Below are 17081 nucleotides of genomic sequence, written 5' to 3' on the forward strand. Positions count from 1 at the left end.
CATCACGCTAGCGGGCACCACCGACATCGTTCAGAGACACGATCGGCGAGCCTTCGGGGCGATTGGCGGTGCAGCTTCGAACCTGCTGGTTGGGCGGCACTATCGGGGTGTGAGCAGTTACCCATTGACCCACGAGGGCTGTACTGCCATTGTGAGTACATGACAGTAGTGCGTGATGATCGGTTGCAGGTTCGCGTCGACGCGACTGCGAAGCGCCGTCTCGAGGAGGCGGCCAGCGAAGTGCACTTGAGCCTGTCCGCATTCGTGCTCCAGGCCGCACAGAACAAGGCCGATGACGTGCTCGCCGAACGGGACGTCATTCGTCTCTCACCGAACGCTGCAGCTGCGTTCGAGGAAGCGCTTACCCGGCCTGCCAGGGTGAACGACAAGCTGGCCCAGGCGCTCGCCCGGCCCATGAAGTTCACGTGGCTCGACTGACGTGGAGTTCTACCGTCCCTGCTTGCTCGCCGACAAGCATCACCGCACGGAGTTCGCCAGCAAGACCGAGTCGCTGAATGAGTGGCTTCGCAAGTACTCGGGGCAGAACCGACGCGGGAACACCGCTGCAACCTGGGTGATCGCCGATCACGAGTACCGCGTTGTCGCGTACGCGACCCTGTCGATGACCTCGGTCGACAAGAGCGATTGTCCACCGGCCCTCGCCAAGGGCACCCCCCGCCAGGTACCAGCACTGCTTGTCGGGCGGCTGGCCACCGACGAGCGTTTCGAGGGAATGGGCCTCGCGACACAGCTCGTCCTGCACATCCTCACCACCGCACTCGAGCTCAACGCCACGGCAGCGTGCCGAGCCGTGATCGTCAACGCCCTCAACGTCGACGCCTACGCCTGGTGGCAACGGTTCGGATTCGAGCCACTGGACCCAGCGGATGACGCGAGCCTCGACCTGTACCTGCTGACCGCGGATATCGCCAAGACGCTGGAGCGAATGGTCCCCTCGTAGAGAGCCGCGCGGCCGGCTCAAATGACGTCCAGAACCGGTTCAGCGATTCGACTGAGCGGTACCCGTAGATCCTGGTGACGATCGCAAACGATCACAACTGAGTGACCGGGGCCATGCGCATCGGCGCACGGCTCTGGCCCACTCGCCGACTCCCGCCGCCGCTCTCGTTGGGGTCGCAATGAGTTCGACCAAGTTAGACGGAGGAATAGTATGACCGTCGACTATGACGATGCTGACGACGCACGCGGTGTAGCAGCATGGTCCCGTCTGATGCACATCGGCGCACACGAAGGCGATATCGGCACCCGGCCAGACCTCTCCAGCCTCGGCATCGACGAGGTACATCGCGTCTGCATCCGCGCATGGAAGTACAGCCGGGCAGACTTCGAACCCAACTTCTCCGTTGAGCTCAAACGCAGCCAGTGGCGCGAAACCTGCGCACTCGCAGGTTCAATAGCCGAATCACTCATGCTCAGCGCTGCCGCTTACATCGAGGCCGTCTGGCACCAGCGGGCCATCCAGGCCAAGACAGAACCCGCGGGCATGGCACTCGCCCAACGATATCTCGCCGACAGCGCCATCGACGCCGCAGTTGGCGTCGGGCATCGGCTGGCCAACTTCGTCGTCCGTGTGGCCCGAACCTCTCCCGACGCCCAAGCCAACCTCGCCCAGCTCACCAGCCGCCAGAAACTCGGTCCCACATACCTCCCGTTCGCCACTGACGACAGTGACGCATGGCTCTCTCTCAACGCAGAGACGGTTAAACGCCTCAAGAAAGCCCTCGATCACTCACTCCACGCAGCCCCGCTCGACGCACTCCACGAACTGGTTATCTCGCCAGAATGGGTTGCAGCAGCGCATATCCGGGCAGAGAACTTCCACCGATGGCGCAAAGAACACGAGTACGTGACCGGAGTCGACGCCCACTCAGGCAACGCCCAAGACATCCACGACGCGGAAAAGAAGCACACCGGTCGCGCAGTAGGAGGCTACGGCCGCCGCCACAAGGTCAGCGACGGCCTCACAGCGAAAACCACGGATGCCGCCGGTGACAGCATCCGCCGGATCGCACAAGCCTTCGACCTCATCCTCACCAACACAGTCGGAACTGTGCTCCCCACACAGCACGGCGGATTCACCGTTGACATCGACGACCCCAAAGGTATCCGCACCTACCGCGTTCAGCCCTCGACCGCCACTTACAGCTGATAGACCGCGATTTTCACTCGCGGCGGCGCGGCAGGCGTCGGAGTCGCCAGGTTTACCAGATCGCGAGTTGCTGGGCTGGGGGCTGGACATAGAGCTGGGCGCGGTGCCGCGGCGATGCTGCCGCGGCACCTGCCGAGCGGGGCGGTGCTGCCGGCGTCCGCGAGGCCCAGTCCTGCCGCTATTGCGGCGATCCAGGCGACCCGCGATTGATTAAGCCAGCATCACAAGCCTAAACCTGGTGTCCACTGTTTCATCCCAGAAACCGGTTCCTCGATCAACGACCCCGCCGCTGTGACATAGCCTCGACGACGTGACCTACGACCTCACTCGGCTCGGCAGCAATCGCTTCGAGCACCTTGTACAGGCACTCGCACTCGGCCATCTAGGTCACGGAGTCGACATCTTCGGCACTGGCCCAGACGGCGGCCGCGAGGCGACCTTCCACGGCGAGGTCAACATGGAGGGTAAGGGAAAGTGGAACGGCTACGGCGTCATCCAAGCGAAGTACCGAGATCGGCTGACTACCACAGCGGCGGATCAATCATGGTTTTTCGAACAGGTAACCGCTGAACTTAATGCATGGATAGACCGGAAGAAGAAGCGTTATCTGAAGAAGCCTGACTACCTGGTCCTTGTAACCAACGTCCCGCTCACGTCAGTCGCATATTCAGGCGGGTTGGACCGCCTCGAACGACTGTTTGCGCACTATCGCGACTTGACCGAGAAGCTCCCACCACCAGACGGGAGAGTCCTCAAGATCGGAATGCCCGACTTCCGGGACTACGCCGTCTGGCACGCCGAGTATCTGGCCCGCCTGTTGGAGAACAACGGAGAGGTACGCCGCAGCTACGCGGATCTGGTGCTTCCGGGCGATGTGCTATCGCGGCTTTATGAGCAGGTCACCGAATCCGACGAACGGCTTGCTCACGCATGGATCGGTCACGTCACCCGTACGCTCGCTAGCGACGCCAAGGTCGAACTCGGCGAGTCCGGTGACAGCACCAACTCACCAATGTCGCTGGCGGAAGTTGCTGTGGACCTTCCGTCTTCCCTTGATTCTCGGCACGCGACGCCGTCACCGGCGTTGAGGCTCGTCGTCGATCGAAGCGATCAAATCCTTTCCCCCGCACTCAAACCCGCTGTGCGAGACCGAATGGTGATCTTAGGGGGCCCTGGGTCTGGCAAGTCGACGTTGTCACGGCTGCTGTGTCAGATGTATCGAGTAGCGCTAGTGCAGGAGGCGGCGTCCGGCAGAGTCACACAGCAGATAGCGGAGCGAGCGGGGCAGATCCGCGATGCGCTCGATGTCGCTGGCCTGCCCAGCCCGACTTTGCATCGATTACCAGTTCGGGTCGTACTAAGCACCTTCGCGGATGCAGTGAGCCGCGCCAAGGGCCTGACCTTACTGCAACACGTTCTTGACCTGATCAACCACCGCGGCTCAGACCCAATCAATGTTGCGGAGGCAAAGCGGCTACTGACGGCCTGGCCTCTACTCCTGGTGCTCGATGGCATGGACGAAGTCGCATCCGCCGACAACCGTCGCGAAGTGTCTACTCTGATCGCGGACTTCTTGAACGAGATGGCCGCCCTGAAGGCGGACGTTTTCACCGTATGCACGTCGCGGCCGATCGGGTTCGAACGCGACCCCGACATTGACTATCAAGAATTGCATCTCGCCCCTCTGGCTTCGAGCGATGCGCTACATTACGCCTCGCGTCTGTTAGGAACTAGATTTGCGGACGATCCTGACCGGCAAGAACAGACGCTTGACCGCCTGGAGGCGGCCTCACGACGTACCGAGACTGCCCGATTGATGACGTCGCCGTTGCAGGTTACGATCTTGGCCCTTCTGCTCGAGCAGCGACGTCAAGCTCCTGCAAGCCGCTACTCGCTCTTCAAGAGCTACTACGACGTCATCTACGCGCGCGAGTGCAATAAACCTGCGGGACTTGGTGATGTTCTGGAGACCTACCGCCCTCAGTTCGATCAACTCCACGAACGGTGCGGACTTGCCATCCATGCCCGTGCCGAGCGCGCCGGCGAAGCCGAATCCATTCTGCCGGTGGAAGAGCTCGAGGCTATAGCCCGCGAAATCCTCGAGTCTGAGGGGCACCGCGCGTCGGACCGAGACGAATTGATACAGCAGATATTGCATCTCGCCCAACAGCGATTGGTGCTCTTGGTCCCGAGGATGGACGGCGTTGCGTTCGAAGTCCGCAGCCTCGCCGAGTTCTTTGCTGCTCGGTGTCTGATGGCGGGCGAAGATGCCGCCGACAAACTCCAGCTGCTCGTACCGTCGGCCCACTGGCGCCACACCTGGCTGCTTGCAGCTGGTTACATCTTCGCTGAGAGGCGCACTCTTCGAGACGCGGTTCTGTCCCGGTTGGTGGCTGCAGACCACAGTAACTCGGTGAACCGTCTCGTAATGCCGGGCGCAGTGCTGGCAATCGATGCCCTTGAAGACGGGTTCGCTGCCAACACGCCGAGATTTGAAGAGGAACTGGTAGTCAACGCTCTCCGGCTCGTGACGGGCCCAATCGGGAGTCACATCACGCGACTCGCGGATGCCCTGGTTCCATTCATGGAGCGTTCCGCCGCTTTGAAGCAAACGATGTGGCGCGAACTAGATGCCCTCCTGGCTGACCAAAACGCAGGATCGACGCGAACATTCCTGGTTGGCCTTGCGGCGACAGATTCCGACGAGATAGCAACTCGTGCGGCCAGCACTCTTGAGAAATACTCGGCGCGGTTTGCCCACTCGGCCCCCGCAGTCGGGACTAACGATGTGTCGATAACCGCAGCTATTCTGTCAAAGCTTGTCGAAGCGGGGCTGGCTGACGCCGATCGAACTGACCCGCAGTTCCTCGACGCACTCACTCGCAGGAGTTTCGATGGCAGCGAATCCGAGCGGTCGCTACTGGAGGCCCGCGAGCTCATCGTCGAAAGTTGTCAAGACAATCCCAGCCGCAGATCAAAGATACGTGCATCTTTGGCCGAAGCGATAGAACACGACAACGTGGGCCACGCACTATGAGTATCCAAGAGTCTCAAGGGACCGTCTCATTTCCTTGGTAGTGAGACGGTCGCCAACTGGGCGACGGCGGGCCGAACAGCCCCAGCTCGCAACGTCCCATAAGTTGTTTCCGAAACTTCGTGTCGAAACTCTTCTACGGGAACAACTTTCGATACTCCCAGCGGCATGGAGCTGGGATACGCGCGAGTGTCGACGACCAAACAAGACCTCGAGCGGCAGATCGACGCCCTCACCGCGGCCGGCATCGCCGAAGACCGCATCTACGTCGACTGCAAGTCCGGAGCCACCACCGACCGCCCCGGCCTGACCGCACTGCTCGACTACGCCCGTGATGGCGACGTCATAGTCGTGCACACTCTCGACCGCCTCGGACGCAACGTCCGCGACACCCTCAACCTGATCCACGATCTGCGTGAACGCGGCGTCGGGGTCCGCAACCTCGCCGACCCGATCAGGATCGACTCAAGCAACCCGGACGACCCGATGGCGCAGCTCGCGGTCGTGCTGCTCGCGTTGTTCGCGCAGATGGAACGCACCTACACCCTCGAACGCGCCGCTCACGCCCGTGCCGTGGCGACCGCGAAAGGCCGACGCACCGGCCGCCCGTCGGTGGTGACCGAATCCCAGATCGCTCACGCCGTCCAGCTCCGAGATGCCGGCGCCACCGCCGCGGAGATCGTCACCAAGACCGGCCTGACCCGTTCCACCGTGTACCGGCACCTGCCTCCGCGGCCACCCGAGCCAGTCACCGTCGCTGCGCCCGCGCCGACAGCCGAGGCTGTGACCCAAAGTCCGACTCCGATACCGGAGGTTGCCGGGGGGTCCGCGCCCCGCCGGCGACCGGTTGGCGTGCCCGACGTGCGGCTATCGACCGTCGACCAGGCAGGAGGAGGCCCCCCATCTCGATGACCTCAGCATGATCTGGTTGCGCATCACCCCCGACAACCGGATCAGCGAGCGCCGGCACTGCGTGCGACGCCAACCCCACGAGCAGATAATGGCGATTAGCTGCGAGCGCTGGGTGACGGGTCACTGGTCATCCGCGCCGTACCATCTGGCGGCCTGTCCGTCGCGATACGCCAAGCTGTGACAACGCCGAAAGAACACACCATGCCCGACACCAACAATCACGACCCGTCCGTCGAGAACGCCGACAGATCCTTCAACCTCATTCCCTTGGAGCAGGCTCCCGGTTTGGTTCTGGGGATGATCGCCCGCTTCGCTGAAGGTCTGCCAGAACCGATGGTCATCGGTGCGAACGATCAGCCGGTAGCCGCCTTGATCCCCATCGATGACCTCCTTCGGCTTCATGAATACGACCGTCGTGCTCTCGATTCCGAGGACTCGTTTTACGCCGAACTCGATCACCGGCTTCACCACGCGGACATCGAGCAGGCGGTGATAGACCTCAACGACGTCGCCCGGTCTCTCGGGCCGACCGGAGAACAGTGGGCCGACAGACGTCCCGGCAGCGAACAAGACTGACGAGGTCGCCCGCTCCCGTATCGACCGAATTCCGTCGGCGCACAGCCCTGCTCGCCGCCCCGGCGCGGTCGACGCGGACCACATGTCGTTGCCGTCGACGATCTACACCCGGTCAGCTTCTGCGGAACAGTTTCCCTATGAAAGGCTGTCCAACACGGTACGTCCGCAAGCTCACATCCCCTGCCGGGCGTGGTCGATCACGTTGTCGACCGCGATCTCGGTGAGCTGCCCCGCTTCGAGGTCCTCGAGCGGGCTGTTCCCGTCGAGCATGTCGGCCGCGGTCAGCCACCAGCTCGCGGCGCCGTAGGGGTCTGTGTCGACGTAGAGGCGCCGGTTGGCGTGCCGGACGACGTCGTGGATCTTGTGCCGGCAGGTGTCGAACTGGAAGACCGGGTACAGGTAGTTCGGGCGGGTGTCGACGGGCAGGCCGATCAGATCGCCCGCCGCGCGGCGCTTCTGGGCGACACTGGAGATCGAGGCAGCGGTCGGTGCCAGAATCCGGGCGAGCTCCGTCGAGTCGACCACGACGAACGAGTCGAGGATCAACCTCCTGGCAATATCCAAGTCCGACTGCCGTGACGCGGCCATAGATGGGAGGCTACCTCGAACCGGACTTAGGACGACGCCGGTCTGGGGTCCCGTCGATGTAGGTTCCGGATCTACTTGTCCAATCGACCTGAGACTTCCAAGATCTTCCACGACACTTGTCCCCGAAATTCCGGGCGACGATGTCCATTTCCACGGCCCTAGCACGAGTCGCCATGCTCGATTTCCTTTGCCGATAGTCGCCTGCGCGGCCTCAGTGGCCGGTTCGGTTCTGGCGCCGGTTGCCGTCGCCTCCGCAGCGGTCACCGTTCCGTTCCAGATCGACCCGGCGCCGTTTGGAAACCCGAACGGCAGCTTCGACTTCCCTCGGTCCGCTGCGTGGCCGTGGTCGGTGAACAGACTGGGACGGTGATGATCGCCAGCGGAAAGGAACGCCGGTGGAGATGCCTACTTCCGTCCGAAGTGCACTGGCTGAACCTGTCGACCGGCGCATACGGCTCCAGCCCAGATGTCGACCGGAATGTACGGATACCCGGCAGCGATCCTGCCGAGCGGGACCGGGAAGGTTGTCCCGCCGTCGTAATCGCTGGCAGCACGCTCATCACACCGGGCGTCGCAGCGGTCTACGTTCCGTAGTCGACGGACCCGCGGTCCGGGAAAGCGGCGCGGGTCTAGCCTGGTACGTGAATACGGCTGGAGTTCTAGGCTGGGGTGGCACTCAGTGCCCTACGTCTGTTGCCGAAACTCGACCGAATGGACATATAGGCTGGAATTATGACAAGTGCGGGACATATTGGTCCGGAAACGCCATCTAGATCTGGGACCTACAGGACTTACTTGTCCGATCGTCCTGCGACTTTCAAGAACTTCCACGACACTTGATTCAGTTCAGCCAGTGGGGGAAGGACGCCGCGATCACCGCGAGCTCCAACAGATGGCTCGGGCCAGCACGCCCAATCCGCGAAATTGAGGTCGCAGGGAGGAAAATGGGATAGCATCGCACGGAGGTATGGTACGACCACACTACAGACTGACATTGGCGGCGCCAAACCGGACGATTGAGGCGGGGCAGCATGTCAAAACACGATCCTGATGAACCTTCCGAATCGCTGAAACATTCTTCAGGAGGCGGGAGGAGCAAACCCCACAGCGAGGGAGGATCGGGGGTCTCATCTCCTGATCAGGATGGGCTTCATTGCGTTCCTCCCTTTGAGACTGAGGCCGAGGCGCTAGGGCAAAACCTTCTTCCAACCACTGGGATATGGGTGTGGCCGGTTGGGATCGTTGCAGGAATTTAATCGAATGGACTCTACTCGAGTCCTGATTCGATTTGCCCAACGGGCAACCATAACACTCCTCTCATTCCTGTCGAAATAAGGCGATACGCATGGTGGACTCTTCTTCCGAAAGGCGCCTTCCCTGGAATATTCGCCGATGGGTCGCGAAATTGCTTGCGGAGGGCTATAGCGAGAACGCCGTTTGCCGCAGTCTCTCGAAGGCCGGTTACGAGGAACATTCCGGCAGGTCGGAAATTGCTGAGTTGGCTGCAAACCCAGCCTTCGGAGCTGCTGTTGATCTCGCAAGGAGTCGCGATAAGCTGGTTTTGTTGATGGACGCGTTAGCGCAGCAGCTACGGCAATCTGCAGCTGCGCACGCTGTGCCGGTCATGTGTCGGCCTGATCCGGTGGAGTTCTTTGACCGCTATTACTACGGCAATCGTCCTGTGATTGTCCGAGGGCTGATGGATGAATGGTCAGCCCTCGGCAAGTGGACGCCGGAATGGCTGAAGGAGAGTTTCGGGAACGTTGCCGTCGAGGTCACGTCCCGCCGGGACACTGATCCGCATTTCGAGGAACATTTTGATCGCCACCGCACGAAGATGTCGCTGGGCGACTTCATTACCGCGACGTCCAGCAATTCGGGCAACGATCTTTACCTGGTTTCGAAGAATAGAATATTAGACCAGCCCGAATTCGTTGACCTACTAGATGATTTCATTTCACCTCAAGGATTCCTGCGCTCCGATGAACGCAACGCTCCCGGGCTGTGGCTGGGGCCGGCCGGCACGAAAACACCCCTGCATCACGATTCAACGAACATATTCTTCGCTCAGGTATTCGGGTCTAAGCGAATTAGACTGATACCGCCTTTTGAGATCGGTAACGTCTACAACGATCGGTCTTGCTACAGTGCGGTCGACATTGACTCGCCCGATCTAGCAAAATTCCCGAGATTCACTGATGTCTCCATTCTTGACGCGACAGTCAGCCCGGGAGACTTTCTGCTTCTTCCGGTGGGCTGGTGGCACACGGTGGAGTCGCTTTCGACAAGTCTCTCGCTATCATTTCATAACTTCGCCGTTGAAGGCGACCCCGTGGTATGGCGGTGGCGAGAGTCGGAGACCAAACGTAGATCGCTATACTGATCTCCGCGCATTTCTATGGTGCCGTCTCGCCAATTGGAATCTCTTCGAGAAATTCGGCGTTGGCAGCAGGCGGCTCGAATCGGGTGAGTAGAAACTCGCCAAGCAGTACGTCGGGGATCTTTTCCTGGTGGTGCTCCTGGATCACTGCTCGGACCCGATCGTCCTTGTATAAACGTAGACACGCCTGACACTTGTGTGCGTACATGTTCTCCCACTCGATCTCCGGATCGATGTTGGCCGCCCACGCCAGAATTTTCTCTGGGCCTTCCAGTCGGATCCAACGCTTGAGGAAGTCATCAGCGGCTGTCAGGTCGGCCTCACGCAATGATGTCGACTCCACTCGCCCAACCTGTAGTTCTGGGACCGCACGCATGCCGATACCGCAGCAGGCGGCTATTCTTCCGTCTGCCTGCACGGTGGTCGTCGTCAAACAACTCGAACAGCCGGTCTTGAGCGCAACGTTGTTGCGATTTAGCAGATATCCGTCAGGATAGAAATTTCGGCGGTCGGGGCGTACGGGCATCCAAGGGCTCTCGATCACTTGCACATTTGCCGCTGGGTTTTTGTCCAGAGCCATCCGAAATTCACCGTCCTCCAGAATGTCATCTTTGTGAATTACGGAGCCCTCGATTACCTCAATCATAACGCATAGCGATCGGAATCCAAGCTCCAAAGATGTTACCGCCGCGCGGATTACGGAAGAAACAGGAACGAAGCGCGCGTGCTGGTCACCGGTACTGAGGTTGAGCTCGTCAAGACCCGCCGAACGCAGGCGCCCCAAAATGTCGTAGGCGCCGGCCTCGGTCTCCGCCCACCATCCATTCGTCACAAGTCGTGTTCCCATACCCAACGAGTTGGCCTGGGCCACGCCTGACAATACGATATCGAGCGCAAGTGTCGCTTCGCCCCCAGTGAACACCACGCCCCTGTATCCAGCATCCGCTGCTTGCGCTATCAATCGTGTAACGGTATGCCCCTCTAGCGAAGAGTGCCCAGGCCCCGGGCTACTGAAGGTGCCGCAATTCTGGCAGGCAGCAGTGCACCGAAAGGTCGGCATAATAGACAGCACCTTCGGCTGGGATTCCGGTGTGAGGACCATGGCTAAAGACGACCTTTCATCGAGAGTTGGTTGAGCGCGGTTTGCACCTCGTCACCGCCTCCGCTGAGAACGCCCTCCTGCTTAAGATGCTCCGCCGAACGCGTCATTGCGGCATCGAGCACACCCGCCACCTGCTTGAGGTTGGTTCGCGTCAGTCCGAGCCAGTGCTCAATCTCCTCGACTCGGAGACCTTCTTCCGGTGGTGGGGGCGGCCCGGGTTCAGGCCCCGGTTCCGGTGGCGGGGGCGGCCCGGGTTCAGGCCCCGGTTCCGGTGGCGGGGGCGGCCCGGGTTCAGGCCCCGGTTCCGGTGGCGGGGGCGGCCCGGGTTCAGGCCCCGGTTCCGGTGGCGGGGGCGGCCCGGGTTCAGGCCCCGGTTCCGGTGGCGGGGGCGGCCCGGGTTCAGGCCCCGGTTCCGGTGGCGGGGGCGGCCCGGGTTCAGGCCCCGGTTCCGGTGGCGGGGGCGGCCCGGGTTCAGGCCCCCAGATGGCGTTGTGCTGGTGCACCGCGAACTCGGTTTCGACGGCGATGAATAGGCCAACGTAGGCAACTACAAGGACCGGCACTGCGGCCACCACCGGTCCCGCTACGGCGGCGAGGGGACCAACCGGATCAATGCTTCCCTCATTGTCCACGACTGCTGTCTGCAACTCAGGGCCTCCCACCCGCACTAACGCGGCCGCGAAATCCCGTGCTACCTGACTGCGGTCCACTTGCAATAGGAATTCACGTTTTCGTTCAATTGGATTTCGGATGTCGTGGAGATGCTGAAATTGCTGAGCAAGTTGCGCACTGTACTCGTCGGCCCATTGTCGCATCCCGGGATCGGCGAGAAAACAGTAGAGCAGCTTATTTGCATTTGACAGCTTTGTACGGACAGTCGCGGGATCACCGCCGAATACTGAAGCCCAAACAACTCCAGTGGGGTCGCGCAGAAAAGACTCCCGAAGCGCCCGTGAAGAACTCATATCTTCGAAGAGAAGATTTACCCGCTCGTCGAGTTTGGGATAGTTGAGTATCAACTGGCTGCGCTGATTGGCCATGCGAAATCCCCTTTGTCCCCTTTTTCCACTAAGCTTGATCCAAGCTTCGTGGAACTTCGGTGGCGATCCGGTGAGTATAGGGCCGAGCACTCCTCAATATTGTGCACCAAGGGTCAGCAGATTTGGTGATTTCGCGTTTGATCGCCGCCTTGATTGCCCGGATGTGCCGGTTACCCCAGGACTACGGCAAAGTTGCACGAGTGCACGTCTGATGACCCCGGGTAGGTCGAGGAGCCATAGCCCTGGGGCCCAACCGGAGCCGGAAGTGCGCATACGTAGGAGCAATGCCTGCAACCAACCTGATGGCCGGGTACATCTAGGCGGTTGTGGTGCTCGGGATCGCCGCCTGCTTCGCGCTGGGCGCCAATAAGTACGGGACATGTAGGCCCGGACGAGGCCATCTAGGCCAGCGTCGCGTTTCGCTAATCTTCGCTGCAAGTCGACAGCGGGCGCGCGGGCGGCCGGCATAAGCTGGTTGGAGGTAGTCGATGCCTCCTCGAGATGTCCGCTAATGGGTTAACGGGTAGGTCCCGGGACATCGGACGCCAGTTGACCGTAGACATCGCAGGTAGAGCCCAGGATCGCGTCGAACCGCGCTAGTTGAACCAGCGTCGCGTTTCGCTAATCTTCGCTGCAAGTCGACATCGTCGAATACCGGATTCAGAACCGTCCCGTACGCGCGGGCGAGATATGCCGCCCGATGCCGTGCCGATGCCGATGGGTGTCCATGAACTTGGGGCCGTCCCTGTACATGCGGGTGAGATGCTCCCTGATCTGGTGCGATGCACTCGACTGCACCGATTCCCGATCAGTTCCTCCCGGTATCACGGAGGACGGGAGGTCCATTGCTGGCCTCTGTTGGCCTGCCTTTCGGCAGGTCTGCCGGACCCCAACACCGTTCCGGCCGTGACCGGCTTGGTGTTGGGGTGTCGCAGCGTTTAACGTCGGCCGTATCCACGGGCGACGGGGTGAGGGCGAGTGAACAGATGTTGCGGGCAGCGTTGAGATCACGGTCGAGGACCAGGCCGCACTGCTCGCAGCGATACACACGCTCGGACAGACGCAGCGTGGCTCTTACTGCGCCACAGCCCGAGCAGGTCTTCGAAGTCGGCTCGAACCTGTCGACAATGACCAGGCATGCGCCGTACCACGACGTCTTGTAATGAAGTTGTCGACGGATCTCCCCGAAAGCGGCGCGGCGGATCGACCGGTTCAGGCCGGCCTTGGAACGCCGACCGTTCGGCAGGAACCTGCCCGGATGGTCGGGGTCGGGTATGGGGTGCGGGGCGGCTGTCATCCCGGCCACCGCCAGATCTTCGATTCCAATCGCCTCGAAGCCGGTCGCGATCCGTTTCGTCACCTCATGCAAACGTCCCCGACGTCGAACCGCGTCGACATGCTGCAACCGCGCGATCCTCCGGGTGGTCTCCACCCATCCTGCCGAGGGGCCCTGCTCGTGGGTGGGGCCGCGCTGCCGGGCGGCGTGCCGTTGAAGTCGGCGCAGACGCCGCCAGAAGGCGGCAAATGGGTAGCCGGCGATCAGTTCATCGGGCGACAGCGCGACCAGCGAATGCACTCCCACATCGACGCCGACCGCTCCGGCGGCCCGCTGCCGCCGGGTGGTCACCGGCGCCGGAATCAGCTCGGCGGGAATCTCGAGGACGATACTGACCGTCCATCCGGTGGCGCGCCGGACGAATCGAGCAGATTTGGGGATAGCACCACGCTGGATCCAGCGACGCAGCCGACGGGTGTTCTCGTGTACCCGCAGCGAACCAAGGTTGGGGATACGAATCCGGTGCCCCTGGTCGATCACCTTCCACGGATCCTCGCCGCGGCTGGTGACGCTGAGGTTGAAGATCGCGAACGAGTCCTTCGAACGGTGCTTCTTCTTGAACCGTGGCCATCCGGAGGGACGGCCGTCCTTGCGTGGCTTACGCGGTGGCCGGTCTGGAGACCTGGCACCGTCCCCGTAGCGGACGATCGCGGTGTCGAGGTCGCGGAGCGCCGTGCTCACGACGAATCGGGAGACGCCGTGGTTCTCTGCATGCCACCAGTGGAACCGGCTGTGCGGGTCGCAGGTGAGTTCGGTGAACCGACGCCCCAGCGAGGTCCTGTTGGGACGCCGACGCAAGTCCTGGGGCGCCTGAAGCAGCGACCCCCTACGCCAGTCCACATCGCCGAGCAGGGTCTGCGCCTCGCCCTCGGTACGGGTGACCGCGCGGGCACGTTCACGCAACCATGCATACCGCTGCCCATTCCACGCATTGATAGCGGCCAGACCCCAGTTGTAGACCGCGCGAGAGGTGCCGGCAGACCGCTCGAGCAGCAGCTGCTGACGGTCGGTCAGTGCCGCCGCATCGAGGTGAAGCAGCACTGCGCGTGAACATGTCATGTCGGCCATGACGGATTCCCTCGATCCTCAATCAGATCTCGTAGTCCTCCTTCTGGTGTAGCACCCCCAACCGATACGCAACAGAGGGAAGCGCGGAATTTCTTTCCAGGGAAGGGTTTTCGCCGATCCGAGCCACACCTCGCCCTGGCCGTGCCCCGCGCCCGATCCGCGGGGTGAGAGTTTCCGAGTAACTATCCAGGAAACTCGATTACGAATAGCCGGTGGGGGATTCACCGAGGGGCCGAAGCGGAGACCGCGGCCTGCACCTGGCGGCAATCCCGTTGCCGGAGCATGAGAGCGGCGGAGAGAATCGAAGCAACGGCGGCCGATAATCGAAAACACTGGGACACAAAGGATATTCACAGAGGACCCGAAACTTGTTCCGAAGTAACGAGATCGAGTTTCCCTCCACCACATCCCGCCGACACCGCGTGAGGTCGTAGGGCCCTGGAGAAAGCGCCGCCGTATCGCCCGGCGGATCGAGGCCCGGATACCTGGCATAGACGCACTACCGGCAGCCCTCACTACAGACTCGTCAGGCCGTCACCGCCGATCCGACACGGCCGGCCCGCGACGAGGGTGAACACACCCGGGCCCACCCCGGTGACGTGCTCGCGCCCGCAGCACCCTCCGGGTGCTCACCCCGCGAGTGTCCACCGCTCCCAAACCGACCCGGATCCCGGGGCCGCACAGGCCCCCCTCGCCAGCCCGGCCGACACCCAGCCGGCGAGCACCGCCAGGCGGCCGAATCAGACCGCCCGACAGGGGCAGTGACGTCACCAATTCACTCGCGACGGAGCACCCCGTCACAGAGGCAGCCGATCGCCCCACGGACGCCGTCACCGTCCCCCGCCACAGGAGCCTGGACCGAGCCCGAGCGGAGCGAGCGCTCCAGTCTCGCGGCGGCCCGCGAACCCGCCGGTTCCCGGCCCCACCGCCCCCACCGGGTCGCCGGGCAGGAGCGGCCACCGCGCCGCAGCTCCTGTCTCCATCGGAAGCGACCGGGTCGCGGCGAACCAGACAGCGAGCGAGCTGTCCCGAGACACCGGTCCAGACACAAGACCGGTCGCCGGAGGTGACCCCGTCGCCGTGCCAGCGGAGCGCAGCGGGGCGGCCACCGGGCAGGCCGGCCCCACCGGTCGCAGACGCGCGCGCCAGGGGCGCGAACCAGGCCGGCACGACGCCGCGGCAGCAGTGGTTGGGAGCGAGCGAGCAACCACCCTGGGGAGGGTCGCAGGCGCGCCAGCGCCGAGCACCGCACCGGACACCGGCCGCGGCGGAGCGGGCACCCCGCAGGGGTCGCCGACAGGAGTGAACGAGAAGGCCGCCCGCGGCCGCCCGAGAGAGCCCTGACGGCGATAAGGACCCTCGCGCAGCGAGGGCGACGAGGCGCCAGCCGAGGAGGTCGTCCCGGCTCTGCCGGGCAAACGAAGGGTGTAGTGAGCGAAGCGAACGAAACCCGAAGTGCGTCACGACTCCTTATGCCCTTTTTGATTCGAGCCATAGCAAGCGGCCCCGAGCGTCAGCGAGGAGAGCTTGCGTCGTTGGCGTACTGGGGAAACAGGTCGGATTGGCCATCCTTGCGCCCCCTCGCAAGGACGTGAGACAACCTCGAATCGAGGGGGCGCAAGGATGGCTCCGCTTTGAGGTTTCCCCAGTTCAAGGCGGGGACGGCTTGCGTCGTATGAGGCAAGTCACTGACGCAGCTGTCGCAAAGACGCCGGAGGCGGGTTTGGGGCAGATCGGTGGCCTCCGAGCGCAGCGAGTGGGGCTACCGCACCGCCAGGTGGCGTCAGGGTCACACGGGTCGCGTCAGCGGCCCGTGCCCAGCAAGGCGTCACCGTTCCCGTGGCGTCAGCCGCGGGTCCTCTGTTGTGCTTCGCGGGCGGCGTCAGCCGCTGGCCACAACCTGAGCGGAGGCGGAGTGGTTTCGTGGGTCCGGTGCCCGCGCGTCAGCGCGTTTAGAAGGGCAGCAGGCACCGGTGAGGGCCCCACGAAAACACGCAGCCGCAGCGGTCCGGTGATGGCCGTGTCGGCTCGCAGCGCCGCAGGCGTCACCATCCCGGGCCGCAGGAGCGGGATGCCCCGCGCGATGGCGCGAGCCGGTCCCCAGGGTCGTCTCGTCCTCGGTGCCGCCGGTACGAGTCGGCTGCCGTGAGGGTGGTCTGTGGGACGGGTCCGGGGTCGCGCCGGTGACACCGGCCGGCGCCCGGCAGCGGGTCGCAGGCCCGCGGCCGCGGGCTGTGACACCGGCTCGCCACCGGCTCTCGTCGCCGGCCGTCGCTATGTGGGCGAGGGGTCCGCAGCAGGTGTCACAGCCGGTTCGTCACCGGTACTCGGGAGCGGTCTGGACGGGCTGTGCGAGGGGGTCTGCGGGAGCGGGTGACGTCACGATTTGGCGGGCGCCGTAGGTGCCCGCCGGTGGGTGTCACAGCCGCGGCCTCAGCCGCGGTTGCAGCGGCCCCTGGCGGCCAGCGGAGCGACCGGGGGGGCGGGCCTCGGTGGCGACACAGCGCCGGGACACGTGAGCGGCCCCGGGGGGCGGCCGCAGGGTCTGCTCGCAGGCGCGCCCCCGATAGGGGCGGCCGCGATCGTGGCGCAGGGGTCCGGGGCGACGAGGTCCGCGGTGGCGGCCGCCGTCCCCGACCGCAGGATCCGGCTGCCGGCGGGAGGAAACAGGGCGGCTTCTCCGGCGCACGTGGGTAGGTCGCAGCGCCCTTCTGCGACCGGCTCCGGCGCGCAGCGTCGGTGCCGCCAGGTCATCCCATCTCTGCATAGATCACCTGGCTCCACGTGCGCCGGAGAAGCTGCTTCGTCTCGGTGCCGGAGTATCACGGAGGCGGAAAAGATTCCGGCGCTCGATATTCAGCGCCGGCCGCCGGTT

At 63.3% G+C, this 17081-nt stretch carries 10 protein-coding genes; 7 read left to right on the forward strand and 3 right to left on the reverse strand.

Translation table 11 applies throughout. From position 1 onward, the window contains the following. Nucleotides 1-159 precede the first annotated feature (159 nt). The 6 genes from ABI214_RS12575 to ABI214_RS12600 all read left to right on the forward strand — a co-directional run bounded on the left by ABI214_RS12575 (nucleotide 160) and on the right by ABI214_RS12600 (nucleotide 6692). Nucleotides 160-438, forward strand: coding sequence for a DUF1778 domain-containing protein (locus ABI214_RS12575; protein ID WP_348610929.1), 279 nt, complete (start codon nucleotides 160-162; stop codon nucleotides 436-438). Nucleotides 439-460: 22 nt separating this feature from the next. Continuing rightward, on the forward strand, nucleotides 461-961 hold the full coding sequence (locus ABI214_RS12580; RefSeq protein ID WP_348610932.1) for a GNAT family N-acetyltransferase: 501 nt from the start codon (nucleotides 461-463) through the stop codon (nucleotides 959-961). Nucleotides 962-1171: 210 nt separating this feature from the next. After that, nucleotides 1172-2170, forward strand: coding sequence for a hypothetical protein (locus tag ABI214_RS12585; protein WP_348610935.1), 999 nt, complete (start codon nucleotides 1172-1174; stop codon nucleotides 2168-2170). Between the two features lie 310 nt (nucleotides 2171-2480). After that, a complete protein-coding gene (locus ABI214_RS12590) occupies nucleotides 2481-5207 on the forward strand; it encodes an NACHT domain-containing protein (protein ID WP_348610938.1) in 2727 nt (908 codons plus the stop codon). 165 nt (nucleotides 5208-5372) lie between these two features. Beyond that, on the forward strand, nucleotides 5373-6116 hold the full coding sequence (locus ABI214_RS12595; RefSeq protein ID WP_348610941.1) for a recombinase family protein: 744 nt from the start codon (nucleotides 5373-5375) through the stop codon (nucleotides 6114-6116). Nucleotides 6117-6317: 201 nt separating this feature from the next. Continuing rightward, nucleotides 6318-6692 carry a hypothetical protein gene (locus ABI214_RS12600; protein ID WP_348610944.1) on the forward strand — a complete coding sequence of 125 codons (375 nt, stop codon included), beginning with the start codon at nucleotides 6318-6320 and terminating at the stop codon, nucleotides 6690-6692. Nucleotides 6693-6863: 171 nt separating this feature from the next. Here ABI214_RS12600 and ABI214_RS12605 read toward each other — a convergent pair whose 3' ends face one another. Continuing rightward, a complete protein-coding gene (locus ABI214_RS12605; protein WP_348610947.1) occupies nucleotides 6864-7280 on the reverse strand; it encodes a hypothetical protein in 417 nt (138 codons plus the stop codon). Nucleotides 7281-8625: 1345 nt separating this feature from the next. On the opposite strand from ABI214_RS12605, the gene ABI214_RS12610 reads away from it, so the two are divergent. After that, nucleotides 8626-9663 (forward strand): cupin-like domain-containing protein, encoded by a 1038-nt coding sequence (locus ABI214_RS12610; protein ID WP_348610950.1) that lies wholly within the window; start codon nucleotides 8626-8628, stop codon nucleotides 9661-9663. Between the two features lie 13 nt (nucleotides 9664-9676). Here ABI214_RS12610 and ABI214_RS12615 read toward each other — a convergent pair whose 3' ends face one another. Together ABI214_RS12615 and ABI214_RS12620 are read right to left on the reverse strand one after the other, a co-directional pair. Then, complete coding sequence (locus tag ABI214_RS12615; protein ID WP_348610953.1) at nucleotides 9677-10762, reverse strand: radical SAM protein; 1086 nt, start codon at nucleotides 10760-10762, stop codon at nucleotides 9677-9679. Between the two features lie 1848 nt (nucleotides 10763-12610). After that, nucleotides 12611-14206, reverse strand: coding sequence for an RNA-guided endonuclease InsQ/TnpB family protein (locus ABI214_RS12620; protein ID WP_348610956.1), 1596 nt, complete (start codon nucleotides 14204-14206; stop codon nucleotides 12611-12613). Nucleotides 14207-17081: the final 2875 nt, after the last annotated feature.

Source organism: Prescottella soli (assembly GCF_040024445.1).
In the GTDB taxonomy this organism is placed as follows: domain Bacteria; phylum Actinomycetota; class Actinomycetes; order Mycobacteriales; family Mycobacteriaceae; genus Prescottella; species Prescottella soli.